This window comes from Nitrosomonas communis, from assembly GCF_024102715.1.
In the GTDB taxonomy this organism is placed as follows: Bacteria; Pseudomonadota; Gammaproteobacteria; order Burkholderiales; family Nitrosomonadaceae; genus Nitrosomonas; species Nitrosomonas communis_B.
Genome location: NZ_JAGFJM010000141.1, coordinates 1 through 14,490, shown reverse-complemented (window position 1 = coordinate 14,490; position 14,490 = coordinate 1). Strand labels below are relative to the sequence as shown.

The following is a 14,490-nucleotide window of genomic DNA, read 5'->3' as shown; positions in this document are numbered from 1 at the left end:
TGACGTAATTTACTACATCAAAAGAAAAGGCCTCTTACAGCAATACTCACGATATCTCTTTTGCCTTAAGGCAATTAGTCAACTTGATTTTCATCATATCAGGCTCCGTCAGATTTACAAATAGGATGAATAACTCGTAATTTCTGACCAAACCAGAATTATCCCCAAGCTCACCATGGTTATGTCATTTAATTATGCATATTAACAGGATTAATAACTCTAAATTTCCTAACAAATCATTATTATCCATGATATCACTATGGTTATATGATTTAATTTTATGCAAATAAATTATGCCGTTGGTTTCATTTTATACGTGTTTATACGTATTCAATTTTCTTCTATTTCTAATTAAATTATTAATGAATGTGGCCATTAGTATCATGTAGCAAGACCACATTTTTTGTTCGCCTAATAATAATCGAGTTGTTTTGCTAAAAAGGAGGCAAAGATGGAACCTATAAAACCACTTAGCAGCAGTTGCAGAAAAAAAATATGGGTTATAGGCAGTAGATCTAATAACGGGTACAAGGAGCAATCTTGCTCCTCTCCTACTGCTGCTTCAATTTATTGCAAAAGTGGCAGAGAAACAATGGGTATTCTTTCAATCGTATTCGTCCTGATAATGGCTTTCGTCATTCCAGGATCCATCCCGGCAAGCTGGGCAACGCAGGACACTGGAATCTCTGATGATGCTGCACAGAAACATCGCGAGGGACAAGAGATTTTTCGCTTCGACACTTTCGGTGACGAGCAGTTGTGGAGCGGTGTGTTGCGGATGCACGAAGCTATTGCAACGGTCAATCCGGCAACTGCGTTAGCCGTTGGTCTCAAGGTTGATGTTGAAGCCTTGCCGCAGGAAGTCATCACAGCGCTTCAGGCCGGTCAGGTTGATCTGACGAACCCCGCGGTAACGCTGGAACTGCTGCGCCTAAATGCAGTGGTCGGCGTGAAGGGCAGCTTCGACGAAGCAGGCCAACTCGCCAAAATTGGCGTGACATGTGCGCTGTGTCATTCATCTGTGGACAATTCATTTGCACCAAGTATTGGCAAGCGACTCGACGGATGGGCCAATACCGACTTGAACGTAGGCGCTATCGTGGCGCTATCACCGGTACTGGATGATGCCACCAAGAAGGAATTCAGTAATTGGGGGCCGGGTAAGTATGCTCCACGGCACCACTTCTTTGACGGAGCCAACATCACTCCGCTCAACAGCCCGTCTCAACCGATCGTTATTCCACCAATCTATGGGTTAAAGGGTGCCGGCTTCGAAACATACACCGCAGATGGACCCATCTCCTATTGGAACAGCTATGTTGGCGTGGGACAAATGGGCGGCCATGGAAACTTCAGCGATCCGCGTATTGGCATCACCATCGAACAGACGCCAGACCTGGTCACTTCGAAGCTGCCGGCCCTGCTTGACTACCAATTGAGCTTGCAGGCGCCAAAAGCGCCTAAAGGGAGCTTCGATCGAGCAGCTGCTCAGCGAGGCAAGCGTCTGTTCCGTAATGAAGCTGGCTGCGCTACTTGCCATCGACCGCCACACTTCACTGACGTACTGCGCGGCCCGGATCGGAGCGTGCCATTCCTGCATGACCCTTCGGAAATTGGCAGAGAGTCGGTGTACGTCGCGAGATCTGCCACAAAAAAATACCGAACGACGCCGCTGCGAGGGCTTCTGCAGCATCCGCCATATTTTCATGATGGAAGCGCACCAGACCTCCCTGCCGTGGTCAACCACTATGACAACCACTTCAGGCTGAATCTGACAGCAGCACAAAAAGCGGATCTGGTCGAATACCTCAAGTCGCTCTGATAGCGCACCGGATCACACAAAAGCGCTCGAAGGACGCTCGAATCAAGCAGCTATTCAGCGAGTAGAAGCCACAATGAAGCCAGAGACGGTTTTCTTAATGAATGAGTTAGCTATCACGTTTGAGTACCTTCGCAACCCGGGCGCGAAGGACTGGAATAAGCTCCACCTCAAACCACGGATTGCGCTTGAGCCACAGGTTGTTGCGCGGACTCGGATGCGGAAGGGGGACAGTGTGTGGCCAGTGCTTCTGCCATGCTTGCACGGCGCCAGTCACTGAGACACCTTTCCCTTTATCTTCTTGGGGAAGGTGATAGGCCTGTGCGTACTGTCCTAATAGCAGGGTAAGCCTGAGATTCGGCAAGTGTGACAACAATGCTTCCCGCCATGCTGGCGCGCATTCAGGTCGCGGCGGTAGATCGCCGGACTTGCCTGCTCCGGGAAAGCAGAACCCCATAGGCAGAATGGCTATTTGCTCTGCGTCATAGAATATTTCGCGCGAGATGCCTAGCCACGCGCGCAACCTGTCACCACTTGGGTCATTAAAGGGAATGCCCGTTTCGTGAACCGTCCTGCCAGGCGCTTGTCCTGCAATCAGAATGCAGGCCGACTCATGTATCTGGAAGACCGGACGCGGCTCAAGCGGCAAGTGCATAGCGCAGCGGCTGCAAGCACGTACCTCATTGATCAGCGATGCGAGGGAAGCCATATCATTTATGTAAATACTTTCACTGTTAATGCCAGCGATAGCACTGGCGTGTTTAGTAACTGCGGCGGTCTTTGCGTCCAGTTACTGGCATTCCAAGATTTTTGCACTAAATCACCTCGTTTCCGTCAATCCCGATAACCCCATTGTCATTAAATATACAAGCATAACGCATCTATTTACTGATGGCTTTGCCTGCCACCTCCAGATTACTGTCGTTATGGCTGATGGTAAGGCCGAAAAGTTTCCACTTACAAAGGCGATCTACTTTTGATTAGACTTTGTCAATTCCCAATGCGGCAGCTGCTGCCATCAGAATAGGCTCCTTTAGTCCGGTTTTCTGCCGCCAGAACCTTGTTTAATCGAAGAAACGTCAGATGGCATAGAAGTTGGCAAATTATGCTCAAGGTGTTCTAACAATTCCTTCAAGAATGGCCGCTGGCCTGGTAAGAGCTTCTGCATTGCTGACCGGATATTAAACCATTCGTCCTTATCGATCTCCGGGAACTGCCGTGTAATACCAGAAGCAGGAGGCCACTCCATAGAAAACAAATTGCTGCTAATAGCAGTGACGTTGAGATCGCCTTTCACCGCCCAGGCATAAACTACTTTGCCACTGGGCTGCTTCAGCGGCGACAGCGAGAAAAACTCCCCGCTAATGGGCAATCCCGTTTCCTCGATAAATTCACGCTTCGCCGTTTCAAAGAGATCATCTCCCTCTTCCAGCTCTCCCTTGGGAATTGACTATACACCATTATCTTTTTTCGCCCAATATGGTCCCCCTGGATGAACAAGGAAAACTTCAAGTTTATTTTGTCTTTCCCGATACAAGAGTATGCCGGCACTCAGCCTTTTAGCCATAATATTACTCCAATAAACATCAGAAAGGCTTGCTCCCGCCAGTCATTCGATTGCATGCGATGAAATCAAGGATTCATCCCAATTTTTCGCAAGGTCGATAGTAAACCCCAGCTTTGTACAATGATAATGAGTCTTTAAAATCATTTTCTAAGTGTTTATACGTATTGTGGTCATGATAGAAATAGGAAACAATAATAAACAGATCACCATGAATCAATGCAATTTAACCCCCACTGAATTTGCATAGATTCTGCGAGATCTACTTTGTTGTTATGTATTTTTTTCTAATAGGAGACTGCAAAAATGAAACTTTTACTCATATTAGCTGCACTCTTAATAGCACCGTCGCTAACTGCCTGCATGGAACCAAAACCTGGTCAGTATCCGCCAAGCGCGCTGATGGAACGTGAATCCATGCCGGACAAAGAAGATTCAAAAAGCAAGGGTTAAAATATATGACTCAAAATTATAACCGCCCTCTTGGGCGGTTTTTTTGTACCCACAAATGCATCATGCATGGAAAAATAATGCGTACCGCCAGTTCTTTGTTTCAATCTGCGCTCACTACCAGAAACATTTTTACGTGTTTGCACGTATTTTTTTGACTGGCATATTCTGATAATCTACGAAAACAAATGTAAGAATGAAAAAGTGGGAATTATTCACTTATCTAAAAATATTTCCCTCAAGATCACATTGATTTTCAATCTAGATCTGATAGTTATCATCTATTAGATCAAATATTCTGGAGATAAGAAGATGACCAAAGATGAACTGCTCTCTAAAATTCAAGCCACCATTGATGAACAGCAAACAAAATTGACAGAACTTAAAAATAAGGCAATAAACGAATCGAATGAAGCCATCAGTGATATTCATGCGGCAATTGATGAATTGGAATCCAGAGTTGAGCAAGCCAAAGCCAAAGCGCTGGAAATTGCCGACACTGCAGATGATAAATGGGACGAAGTGAAGGATTCCTTGGAAGCAGGCTGGAATGACATTTCCGCCAAAATAGAAAAAAGCTGGGATAATTTTACGGCTTCCGTAAAGTCTCTTTTTTCTTGATTCTCCTTGAAATCATGACTTCGAATTGATTCACGCTAGCCATTACCATCCCAACATTGCCAATTACTTCATCAGCTCCTGCATAAGTTTGTTCACATTTACGGGAGTACCGATGCGGCGGGCAAATTCTATAATTCGTTTAGGGTTAAGTTTCTCGTACCGGGTGCATGCATTCGAGTTTGCGTAGATGCTGTTTTCACAGTATGCAGGCCTTGCACCCGAACAGGCGGGCACATCGGCATAGTTCGAACTACTGCAATATGCTGGGTGTGATGCAAAGCATGCACCAAAATTGGCATTACGATCGCTCTCACAATAGGTTGCGTTGGCAAGGAAGCAGGCCCCGGCGTTGGCGTAGGTTGAACTACTGCAATACGTTGGGTGTGACGTGAAGCACGCGCCAGTATTGGCGTTACGATCGCTTTCGCAGTAGGAAACATTGGCGAGGAAACAGGCTCCCGAATTGGCATAACTCGTGCTTTCACAATAGGCGGGATGCGAGGCAAAACAGGCGCTGGCATCCGCATTGCTAGTACTTTTGCAATACTCTGGCTGTTCGCTAAACAGGGTAAAGCCGCTGAGCAGATTTATCAGCAAAAGCAGCAGAGTAATGCGCCAAGCCCTTATCATCACATACCTCGTGTGCTCAGGATTTTGGGTAAACGGCTAAATCAGCTTGCCTCTTTGTTCAGCTGAACCAGGATCACATGAGAATCTGCCTGGGAACCGCTTAATGATTCAGCAGGTATCCGAGAAAAGCGAAACAAGCCATGCGCTGCCATCCCTCCTCTTTGGCAATATTGTTGGACAGTTGGTCATTTAGCAGCAAACTCCCTGGCATGGCCGCATTGACAAGGCGCTCCGTTTTACTCCAATCAAGCTGCTAGATCAAACATCCGTGTTGTGCGGTGTATCGATACTCTGGGTAGGCGACAACCCAGTTCGGTCTGCTGTGACCCGGCAGTGCGGCTTATCATTCGCAATATCGAAATCATTATTCCAGTGAAATGGCTGCAGGCTTTCCGCAGAATCTGGGCTACCCGGTTTAACATTTACCATCTTCCAGCCATATTCTGACTTTGCATTATTATATTGCCGCCTGTTTATCCAAGCACCGCATTGGTCCATACGCCATTCGGAGGTATCTCTCTCCAGCATCCCTCTTCCTTTTTCCCAGACTGCTTGTATCAGATTTTCATCAATAGTCATGAGTCTTCTCCTGCAAAAAAGGTTTACTAATATTTCCTATTCGTCGGAACGACTGTTTCCAGCGATGCCATGATTGAAATTTATCAATGATAAATTCAACTTACTATCTACTTTACTATAGCAATTGGTAAACAGGATAAGCAACAGTAAATTCCGTGCTACCCTGTTGCCAGGTAATCGAGCATACCTTCGGCTGGTTTAATCATTCGCGCCAACTTAGCAAAAGCTACGAACGTCTCACTTGTCCAGACGAAACTTGAATTTATATCGCCATGATCCCTATTATGTTGAGGCGATTACTAGAGCAGGAGAGTTTCCAAACTGCTTCTAAAACCATCAGCTCGATGGCGTGGGCAATGTTGATCACAGCGATGGTCAAAACTAATCTTGCTGACTAATTCAGCAACTGAGGTTGAACCAGTTTTTTGAGCGTGATATCAAACAGAGATTAAAGATTTAAGTGAAGACTCATCACAAGGAGGTTATATGAATTCACAGAATGGCCACCATGAGCACAAGTCAGTTGAAAAGACGATGCAAGCCATCCCGCTTGCTAGTAGCGAAGTGATCTACACCTGTCCGATGCATCCGGAAATCCGGCAAAAAGGTCCGGGAAACTGTCCCATCTGCGGTATGGCACTGGAACCAGCCACGATGACAGGAGAAGAAGGTGAAAACCCGGAACTGACCGATATGCGTAAAAGGCTCTGGATTGGTCTGATCTTAACTCTGCCCGTTTTCATCTTGGAAATGAGTACACATTTTATCGATCGGCATCATTACTTCAGCGGTGCTCTATCTCACTGGATACAACTGGCGCTGGCGACACCCGTGGTACTTTGGGCCGGAAAACCCTTCTTCGCGCGCGGCTGGACTTCATTGCAAACACGCAAACTGAATATGTTTACCCTCATTGCCATGGGCACAGGGGTGGCCTGGCTCTACAGTATGGTGGCGGCATTAGCGCCCGGTATTTTCCCCGATGCATTCCGGCAGGCGGACGGAACTGTGGCTGTCTATTTCGAAGCCGCTGCAGTGATTACGGTGCTAGTCCTGCTGGGGCAGGTGCTAGAACTCAAAGCACGCGAGCAGACAGGTGGCGCAATCCGTGCGCTGCTTGATCTGGCGCCCAAAACAGCCCGGCGGATTAACGCAAATGAAGAAGAAGATGTACCGCTGGAACATATCCATGTGGATGATCTGCTGCGTGTCCGGCCTGGTGAAAAAGTCCCTTTGGACGGCATTGTCGTTGAGGGACGCAGTGCAGTGGATGAATCGATGGTAACAGGCGAATCGATGCCAGTAAAAAAAGAACTGAACAGCAAGGTGATCGGCGGTACGATGAATCAGACCGGCAGTTTTGTCATGCGTGCCGAGCACGTAGGCAAGGATACGATGCTCGCGCAAATTGTTCAGATGGTGGCCGAAGCACAGCGCAGCCGCGCTCCGATCCAACGGCTGGCCGATGTTGTTTCTTCCTGGTTTGTACCTGCGGTGATACTCATTGCTTTGCTGGCCTTCATCGCCTGGGCGGTATACGGGCCTGCACCTACCTTTAGTTATGCACTCATTGCCGCAGTCAGTGTGCTGATTATCGCCTGCCCCTGCGCGCTGGGATTGGCCACGCCCATGTCGATTATGGTCGGCGTCGGCAAGGGCGCCCAGGCAGGCGTGCTTATTAAAAATGCCGAAGCGCTAGAGCGGATGGAAAAAGTCGATACGCTGGTCATTGATAAAACTGGCACGCTTACCGAAGGCAAACCGGCAGTGACCAGGATAGTCGCGGCAGAAGGGTTTGCCGAAGATGTGCTGCTGGCGCTGGCCGCGTCGCTGGAACAGGGCAGCGAGCACCCGCTGGCGCATGCCATTATCACAGCAGCAAAAGAAAAAGCGCTCACGCTATCTTCAGCGGATGAATTTGACTCGCTGAGCGGCAAAGGTGTGATCGGAAAAATAAGAAGTCAGCAGGTTGTTCTTGGCAATATCATGTTGATGGAACAATACGCCATCAATATGTCGTCACTCACGATAGAGGCCGATGCCTTGCGCGCGGAGGGAGCAACTGTCATCTTTATCGCAGTGGACAGCAAACCTGCCGGGCTTCTGGCGATAGTCGATCCCGTCAAGGCGACCACAGCGGCGGCGATTCAGGTACTGCAGCAACAGGGCATCCATATCTTGATGCTGACTGGCGATAACCGCCGTACCGCCGAGGCTGTGGCCAAAAAGCTAGCAATCACAGCAGTTGAATCGGAGGTGCTGCCTGAAGACAAAGGCAAAATTGTCAAAAAACTGCGTGAAGCAGGACACATTGTCGCTATGGCAGGCGACGGCACTAATGATGCGCCTGCGCTGGCAGCGGCTGACGTGGGCATTGCCATGGGAACCGGTACCGATGTTGCCATGGAAAGTGCGGGCATCACACTGCTCAAAGGCGATCTGACCGGTATCGTGCGCGCCCGCAAGCTATCCATGGCCACCATGCGCAATATCCGGCAAAACTTGTTTTTCGCGTTTGTTTACAACGCTGCTGGGGTACCTGTGGCGGCAGGTATGCTCTACCCCTTTTTCGGCATACTGCTCTCACCGGTTATCGCAGCAACTGCCATGTCGCTCTCGTCGCTCAGTGTCATTGCGAATGCTTTGAGATTGCGGTTTATTGTGCTGAAGTGATCAGCTGATCATCCTGAGCATCCCGCCCCTCGATGATTATGCCATGGCAATCCTAAAAGAACATATCTGGTAAAGCTGGCTGAAAGCACCGCATGCAGTACTTGCGGCGCTGGCCTGCTGAGTTATTGCCACTGGTTGAGCAAGCTGCAGACAGTATGAACAATGCGGCCAAGGAGAAGCCGACAAAGTAAGTTTTGATTTAGAATTGGAATAAGGAAGCAAGCCGACAACAGTCAGAGTTTTACTCTCGATGTCATTCCGCTCATTTATTCTTGGAGAAAAGCATGATAGCAAGCCGATTTTCCCGGATGCCAAGAGACATCTCGATGATTTTTCTGCTGTTACTGGTAATACTTTCTTCAGGTTGCGTCAGCTTTGCTAAAGGAGTCACCGAGGCAGTCATAAGTGGACAAGGCAAGAAAGAGAATACCCGCAAGTGCTACGTCCGTGGCCGTCCTTTCGAGGGATTGGAAGCGAAGTTAAAGAGGCAGGAACAAGTAGCTCGTGCCAACGAAAGTGATCATCCTGTGCTCAAGGTGCTGGTAGTCCATGGTATCGGCTCTCATCAACCGGGTTACTCCACCCGCCTGGCAGAAAACCTGGCGCAGACACTTTCTCTCAACCGTGTCCAGGAGACAGTCAAGGAGATTGCTATTACCCACCCCCAGTACCCAAATCAGGAATTGGGATTGCTCCGTCTGACACATTATATGAATGCTGATGAAAACAGAGAGGTTACTTTTGCCGAACTGACCTGGGATCCCATCATCGCAAAAGAAAAACAAACCATTAACTTTGATAACTCAGGTGAGTATTCCTTCCGGCGCGCACCCATCAATAATACCTTGAAGGTATTTGTCAATGACACTATTCCGGATGTGATGATGTTCAATGGCACTTCACGACGGCTGATCCAGATTTCTGTCGGCCAATCCCTCTGCTGGCTCATGAGCGAAAGCTGGGCGTCGCTTAAGACCAGGACTGCGCAATTCTGCGACGCAAGCGCTCCCACAAGTCTCAGTCGGCTTGATGATGAGTTCGTTTTTATCTCTCACAGTCTTGGCAGCCGGATTACCGTTGATGCGCTGCAATGGATAGCAGGCGCTATGAGCGATCTCACCAAGGCAACGACTACTGCGGATCCTTTGCAAACGCCACGAAATGCCATGGTGCCACCGCTCTCAGCAAAAACATGGAACAATATCATGGAACAAAAACATCGCCTCCAGCAAAAGGAATTCACCATCTTTATGCTTTCCAACCAGTTGCCTCTGTTGCAATTGGGACAGCCCAAGCCGGAAGTTACCGGCCGGATCGCTGATATCTGTGACCTGACGGCAGTCCATGAAACAGAAAAGATCTTCCGCAAAACCCACCTCATTGCCTTCAGCGATCCCAATGACTTATTCAGCTATGCGCTCCCTCCCAGCTTTATTGACGAGTACGTTGATTCACGTCTTTGTCCAATTCTGACCAATGCCATCCTTAACGTATCTGATATAGCGGATATCTTTGTAGGAAAATTTGCCAATCCCCTGTCCGCTCATACCGAGTATGACAATGATCCGAGGGTCATTGGCCTGATCGCCAGAGGAATTGGCCATGATGGCGTAGATCCTGAGGTAGTCAAGCAATGTACTTGGCTGGAGTCGGTGCCGAATGGGCAATAAGGGACGACCCAGCTTATGAAAGGTAACAGCCCAGCCCGAATCGCTGGTGTTTCGTGCTTCCTCGAAGCAAATACAGCAACTGGCCAAGTAATCAGATGGAAGTGGTTATGCCGCTTAATTGGCTGTTGAGCGAAGATTCTTCAAAGAAGCCTGACCATTATTGTGTAATCGTTAATGATCTCGAATGCCATCGTAGCCTTTTCGGTAGCCATTGCCAAATTTAATCATCAATCAAGATGTGCCCAAAAAAGCAAAAATTCCGATCGCAATACCCGTGACAAATTGTGCATGCACCACATAGGAAAATTTCTTTAGTTCAGCAGAACTATACCGACATAGACATGCGTGCAGTTTAGAAATCCAAGCAACTGATTTAGCAAGGGAGAATCAAGCGGGGGCGTATAATCAGGCAGTAATCGTTGTACCAGTTTTCCCTTGCCCAGCACCAATTTCAAGAAGGGACGAAAGTAAATAAAGGCCAGGGCAGCCAAGCCGATGTTACCAAAACCCTCGCCGATTTCACTCAGAAAGGTTTCCTTTTCTTCAATAGCCGGATAAACCGAATAGGCATACAGAAAGTACGCCAATGAAGCTGTGACCATCACAGCTGTGTAAATCAGGATACCTTTAATCGGTTTCAAGGACTGACGCATAAAAAGCTGACGGGGCGCTATATATTTTCTAAATTATTTGTCATTATACAGAGGGCACGGTGCATCCTTATGCACCTATATTCTTCAATCCGGAATTATAAAAATGACAGCGCGTAGCATGCCAATCAATGTTACCGACCACACCAGCAGTGCAAACCAGCCCCAGTATTGGGGAATCATCGCAAACAATCCGAAATTCGTCACTTTCGCCAGGGAAAGGGTGCAGGCTGTGTACATTCCCATGGGAAAAACTCTGCTCCATGCAGGCGGATCATAGGCATGATATTGCCTGCCAAATGCCAGCCTCAACCACGGAAAAGTTTTTATCCAAAGGGGCGCCGAGGCTGCAATCCCAACGCGGGTGAATTTTCGGATATCCATGATCAATAGATAGGGCGTCCACAATGTTCCCATGCTCCATGCAACAACAGTCATGCATAAAATAATTCCCGCGATGCCTTCCCATCCCGGTAGGACGAACATATGCATGACGAGCTCGGTGCCAGCGAGAACAATGATTGCCGCTGCGCCCATGCAGATCCAGTAAGGCGCCTCCCACTCTCCAAGTTCAAATTGCCTGAAAAACAGGCGATAGATCAATATCGTTACAATCAACAGATATAGAACGCAACCCAGAGCCCAGAAACTCCCTGCAATCAAATAAGCATAACCGGTATAAATTTCCGCGTCAGCCAGAAGTCGGACTGCCAGCAGGGATATTGAGACAGTGCTGACCACAATCAGCAAGGTCGCGCCGTTCACGATTTCGTGCAGAGGCTTCCCCCGCATGGCGATAAAATCGAGCGCGATGAAATAGAGGCATCCGAGCCAGCCAGCCAGAGCAACCAGCCATAACAAAATGGCCTCTACCGTCGACTGCTGGAAGATGACAAACTGCATACCAATGGTATTGGTACCAACCACGAATGTCAGAAAAAGCACGGCACGCTGCAGGGTTCGCAAGTCCGCCATTAAATCTGGCTGGAAAAATATTATGCGCACAGCCAGAATGGTGCACAAAGTCAGGTAAAAAATTAGATTCAGTATGAAAAGCGCCTTTGCTATGCCAGGGAAAGCCATGGCTTCAAATGCAATCGACATGATACCGGTAGCCATTACCATGGCAAAATAGGCCGGATGAAATCCCTTGATACCGTTGAGGATGACGCTGCACCGTTTCATGATTGCGTCAATATAATGAATATCTTTTCGCCAGCAATTATGCTGACAATCTTACTGACTTGATTTTTTACTTTTTTCTTTTGTAATCGGATTTTGTAGGGTATAGCCATTCTCTTTCATTTTATACCCCCCATAAGCGCCCGCCCCTGCCGCAACCAATGTCCAGCAACCGGATAACAAGGGTAGTATCATCAGGCAAGCAGTCACGCGCAATATCTTTCTGTTTTTCATTAGTGAATTCCTGTAGTACATGATATTCCAGTCAAGTTACTGAAAACTTTTTTACGGCATCATTATACAAAATCATTAAAAGATTACAGATTATGCTGTGGATCGGAGATCCCATCGATGCATTTGTCCTTGGCATACTTGAAATACTTGAGGGTTTGATTTCGTTGATTCATTGAGGATGTTTGACAACACCGGGGAATCCCCGGTACATTGCTGCTAGCTGGAAAAGGATATTTATATTCCTGTACTCCCAAACAACCAGGCTAAGGGTGACGCGCTATTCAAACGTATCCGCACCGACCTGACAGGAGTCAATATCAAGGCTTCCGCTAGCCACACGCTGCGTGATGCCGTGGCGGAACTTGAGGTGACTGAAAAACGGCCATCAACGCTGTACCACAAAAAGCGTCGTGTGTTGTCTTGAGTACTTTGCGCGCGAGTCACAGATTAATCTTTTTCTGAATAAACCTACCCTAAATATGCGTTTCCAATGGAGTCATACTAATACTTATGTCCAGACAGCAAATCATTACACTAGCAGTCACTGTGAAAAATCTATTATGCGACACTCGAACCTTCACCAATCTATCCGATATATCTCGCATTCCATACGCCATGCGCCTTGACTTCCGCCCACTGACCATGCTTTTCCGAAGTGTACTCTTGCTGTTTTGGCTGATCGGCGCTGATGCACTTGCCCAGGGAGTGCGCAATATAGAGGGATGCAGTATCCGGCGCGGCACGTTTTGCGTGGATATGAATCTATATGGCGCCGACCTGCAAAGTGCGAATCTGGCAAATTCCCAGTTCACGCGCTCGGTACTTTCCAAAGCGAATCTGACCGCAGCCAATCTGAATGAAGCGAATCTATCAAGTACCCAACTGCGCGAAGCCAATTTGAGCCAGGCTTCGCTGGTGAAAACCAATGCCCGCGGTGCGCGCTTTAATGATGCGCTGCTTGTTGACGCAAATCTGCAAAGCGCCATTTTGCAAAATGCTGATCTCAGTGGTGCTAATTTGACGAGAGCCGTGCTGACCAGTGCGGATCTCACCAATGCCAGGCTCGACGGCGCTATCCTCGATCATGCCAACATCCAGCGCGCCAACATGCGTGCCGCCAATTTGCGTGGAGCCTCTCTGATTGACACCAATTTGCAGGGGGTAAATTTCACCGGCGCCAATCTGACCGACGCAGATCTAACTGGGGCTAACCTCGATCAGACTATTTTCAACATGACGCACACTAATGGATGCAAGGGCTGCCCCTAGACCATGCACGGCTCCTTCGCTGGTATGGCCCCGCGTAGACGAAATCAATGTGAATCAGAGCACGCCACTACCAATGCAACATCGAGCCGCTCTCTACCCTTTTCCAACAAATCCGGCAGCAGCATTTCCACCTTATCGCGCCACAAGTCAATGAGACGGTTCTGAGTCACGTTCAGATTGGCCAATAGTGCTCATGACTGCCCGTCTGCCGTCTTTACGATTGCTAAATTCTATCGCGATTGTTCAAACACGTCCTCGGTATCCATACCCAGCCTTCAGATAGCGGTATATCGCTAGCCGGTGCGGCAAGCAACTGCCGCTGCACCGCATAGAGATAAGCAATTAGAGCGCAGGTCAGCGCATCCTCTTTGTCTTTCTTCATGGCCCAAAGCATCATATTAACCACGTAGTCTGGTGATCGTGGCAGAGCGTTGGCAACCCCGGAGGGATAGGCTTCCAGCACAGTCAGCACGGCCATCTGTCCAGACGCCACAGCTTGCGATCTGGCGGGAAAATCTGGCCAGCACATGCATCCCTTTGCTCGCTTGACTGCCTATCATGTCCTTGACGGGCGATAATGGAGCCAATCCTTGCCCGAACAACAGGCGCTCCGTCCTCGCACAGACCCAGCGTGCACTACTAATGCACTGAGCTCCTACCTCAGGTTCTGGCGGCAAAGCGTTCGAAGGGTAAGTCATGAAGTGTCCCAATTGGTGGAGCAAAGCGTCTCCACAATCGTCCAAACCGCTCCCACGTCATGCTTTGGCGCTGACTTCTTCATCTTAGTGTGCGAATCCCAGGCTACACGATTGAAAAAGCATTTTAAACTAACGCCATTTCCTGGAACCACATCACGATGTGGCTACACTAAACCGGACACACAATTTAAAATAATCCGAAAAGAGTGTGATCCTAATATGAAGCGAGAAAGAACCAAAACTTATACAGCCGAATTTAGAGCGTCAGCAGTTAAGCTGGCCAACGAATCAAGTAAACCTGTTGCACAAACGGCCAGAGATCCAGGCGTAAACGAAAATACCCTGCATACCTGGATTAACAAATACAGTCGACCACTGGATCAGGACAAAGCAGTACGTACTGACGATCATTTATATGAAGAGTTAAAGCGCCTGAAGAAAGAAAATGCTC

The 14,490-nt window shown here is 48.3% G+C and carries 17 protein-coding genes and 1 pseudogene; 8 read left to right on the top strand and 10 right to left on the bottom strand.

From position 1 onward, the window contains the following. Positions 1 to 451: 451 nt before the first annotated feature. Positions 452 to 1,822 carry a c-type cytochrome gene (locus J5I83_RS13910; protein ID WP_304057196.1) on the top strand — a complete coding sequence of 457 codons (1,371 nt, stop codon included), beginning with the start codon at positions 452 to 454 and terminating at the stop codon, positions 1,820 to 1,822. A gap of 106 nt (positions 1,823 to 1,928) precedes the next feature. Here J5I83_RS13910 and J5I83_RS13905 read toward each other — a convergent pair whose 3' ends face one another. Further along, complete coding sequence (locus J5I83_RS13905) at positions 1,929 to 2,528, bottom strand: uracil-DNA glycosylase family protein (RefSeq protein WP_304057194.1); 600 nt, start codon at positions 2,526 to 2,528, stop codon at positions 1,929 to 1,931. Between the two features lie 324 nt (positions 2,529 to 2,852). Continuing rightward, complete coding sequence (locus J5I83_RS13900) at positions 2,853 to 3,266, bottom strand: NUDIX domain-containing protein (protein WP_304057250.1); 414 nt, start codon at positions 3,264 to 3,266, stop codon at positions 2,853 to 2,855. 423 nt (positions 3,267 to 3,689) lie between these two features. Between J5I83_RS13900 and J5I83_RS13895 the strand changes: the two genes are divergently transcribed. Next, positions 3,690 to 3,836: a hypothetical protein gene (locus J5I83_RS13895; protein WP_304057192.1), complete on the top strand. Its 147-nt coding sequence runs from the start codon at positions 3,690 to 3,692 to the stop codon at positions 3,834 to 3,836. A 309-nt stretch (positions 3,837 to 4,145) separates the two neighbouring features. Next, positions 4,146 to 4,454, top strand: a complete 309-nt coding sequence (locus tag J5I83_RS13890; protein ID WP_304057189.1) for a hypothetical protein — start codon at positions 4,146 to 4,148, stop codon at positions 4,452 to 4,454. A 128-nt stretch (positions 4,455 to 4,582) separates the two neighbouring features. Here J5I83_RS13890 and J5I83_RS13885 read toward each other — a convergent pair whose 3' ends face one another. Both J5I83_RS13885 and J5I83_RS13880 read right to left on the bottom strand, forming a co-directional pair. After that, positions 4,583 to 4,975, bottom strand: coding sequence for a hypothetical protein (locus J5I83_RS13885; RefSeq protein ID WP_304057187.1), 393 nt, complete (start codon positions 4,973 to 4,975; stop codon positions 4,583 to 4,585). 367 nt (positions 4,976 to 5,342) lie between these two features. Then, positions 5,343 to 5,663, bottom strand: coding sequence for a hypothetical protein (locus J5I83_RS13880; RefSeq protein WP_304057185.1), 321 nt, complete (start codon positions 5,661 to 5,663; stop codon positions 5,343 to 5,345). A gap of 173 nt (positions 5,664 to 5,836) precedes the next feature. Here J5I83_RS13880 and J5I83_RS13875 point away from each other — a divergent pair. The 3 genes and pseudogenes from J5I83_RS13875 to J5I83_RS13865 form a co-directional block, all read left to right on the top strand. Next, positions 5,837 to 5,923 (top strand): annotated as a pseudogene (locus J5I83_RS13875) (IS5/IS1182 family transposase); the annotation flags it as partial. Between the two features lie 226 nt (positions 5,924 to 6,149). After that, a complete protein-coding gene (locus J5I83_RS13870; RefSeq protein ID WP_304057182.1) occupies positions 6,150 to 8,336 on the top strand; it encodes a copper-translocating P-type ATPase in 2,187 nt (728 codons plus the stop codon). Positions 8,337 to 8,620: 284 nt separating this feature from the next. After that, positions 8,621 to 10,006: a hypothetical protein gene (locus J5I83_RS13865; protein WP_304057180.1), complete on the top strand. Its 1,386-nt coding sequence runs from the start codon at positions 8,621 to 8,623 to the stop codon at positions 10,004 to 10,006. Positions 10,007 to 10,317: 311 nt separating this feature from the next. Here the strand turns inward: J5I83_RS13865 and J5I83_RS13860 are convergent, their stop codons facing one another. The 3 genes from J5I83_RS13860 to J5I83_RS13850 all read right to left on the bottom strand — a co-directional run bounded on the left by J5I83_RS13860 (position 10,318) and on the right by J5I83_RS13850 (position 12,072). Next, positions 10,318 to 10,659, bottom strand: coding sequence for a hypothetical protein (locus J5I83_RS13860; protein WP_304057179.1), 342 nt, complete (start codon positions 10,657 to 10,659; stop codon positions 10,318 to 10,320). A gap of 84 nt (positions 10,660 to 10,743) precedes the next feature. After that, positions 10,744 to 11,841 (bottom strand): tellurite resistance/C4-dicarboxylate transporter family protein, encoded by a 1,098-nt coding sequence (locus J5I83_RS13855; protein WP_304057178.1) that lies wholly within the window; start codon positions 11,839 to 11,841, stop codon positions 10,744 to 10,746. 51 nt (positions 11,842 to 11,892) lie between these two features. After that, entirely contained in the window at positions 11,893 to 12,072 is a 180-nt protein-coding gene (locus J5I83_RS13850; RefSeq protein ID WP_304057177.1) for a hypothetical protein, read from the bottom strand. A gap of 510 nt (positions 12,073 to 12,582) precedes the next feature. Between J5I83_RS13850 and J5I83_RS13845 the strand changes: the two genes are divergently transcribed. After that, positions 12,583 to 13,341 (top strand): pentapeptide repeat-containing protein, encoded by a 759-nt coding sequence (locus J5I83_RS13845; RefSeq protein ID WP_304057175.1) that lies wholly within the window; start codon positions 12,583 to 12,585, stop codon positions 13,339 to 13,341. A 44-nt stretch (positions 13,342 to 13,385) separates the two neighbouring features. On the opposite strand, the gene J5I83_RS13840 is transcribed toward J5I83_RS13845, so the two are convergent. From J5I83_RS13840 to J5I83_RS13830, 3 genes are read right to left on the bottom strand one after another with little or no spacing between them, the layout of a single operon-like run. Beyond that, positions 13,386 to 13,526: a hypothetical protein gene (locus tag J5I83_RS13840; protein ID WP_304057173.1), complete on the bottom strand. Its 141-nt coding sequence runs from the start codon at positions 13,524 to 13,526 to the stop codon at positions 13,386 to 13,388. A 38-nt stretch (positions 13,527 to 13,564) separates the two neighbouring features. Next, positions 13,565 to 13,723 carry a hypothetical protein gene (locus J5I83_RS13835; protein ID WP_304057171.1) on the bottom strand — a complete coding sequence of 53 codons (159 nt, stop codon included), beginning with the start codon at positions 13,721 to 13,723 and terminating at the stop codon, positions 13,565 to 13,567. Between the two features lie 16 nt (positions 13,724 to 13,739). Then, the gene (locus J5I83_RS13830) at positions 13,740 to 14,039 is read right to left on the bottom strand and encodes a hypothetical protein (RefSeq protein ID WP_304057169.1); all 300 of its coding nucleotides are present in this window, start codon (positions 14,037 to 14,039) and stop codon (positions 13,740 to 13,742) included. A gap of 219 nt (positions 14,040 to 14,258) precedes the next feature. Between J5I83_RS13830 and J5I83_RS13825 the strand changes: the two genes are divergently transcribed. Next, positions 14,259 to 14,490, top strand: a 232-nt coding sequence (locus J5I83_RS13825) for a transposase (protein ID WP_304057166.1), incomplete at its 3' end; no start/stop codon positions are given.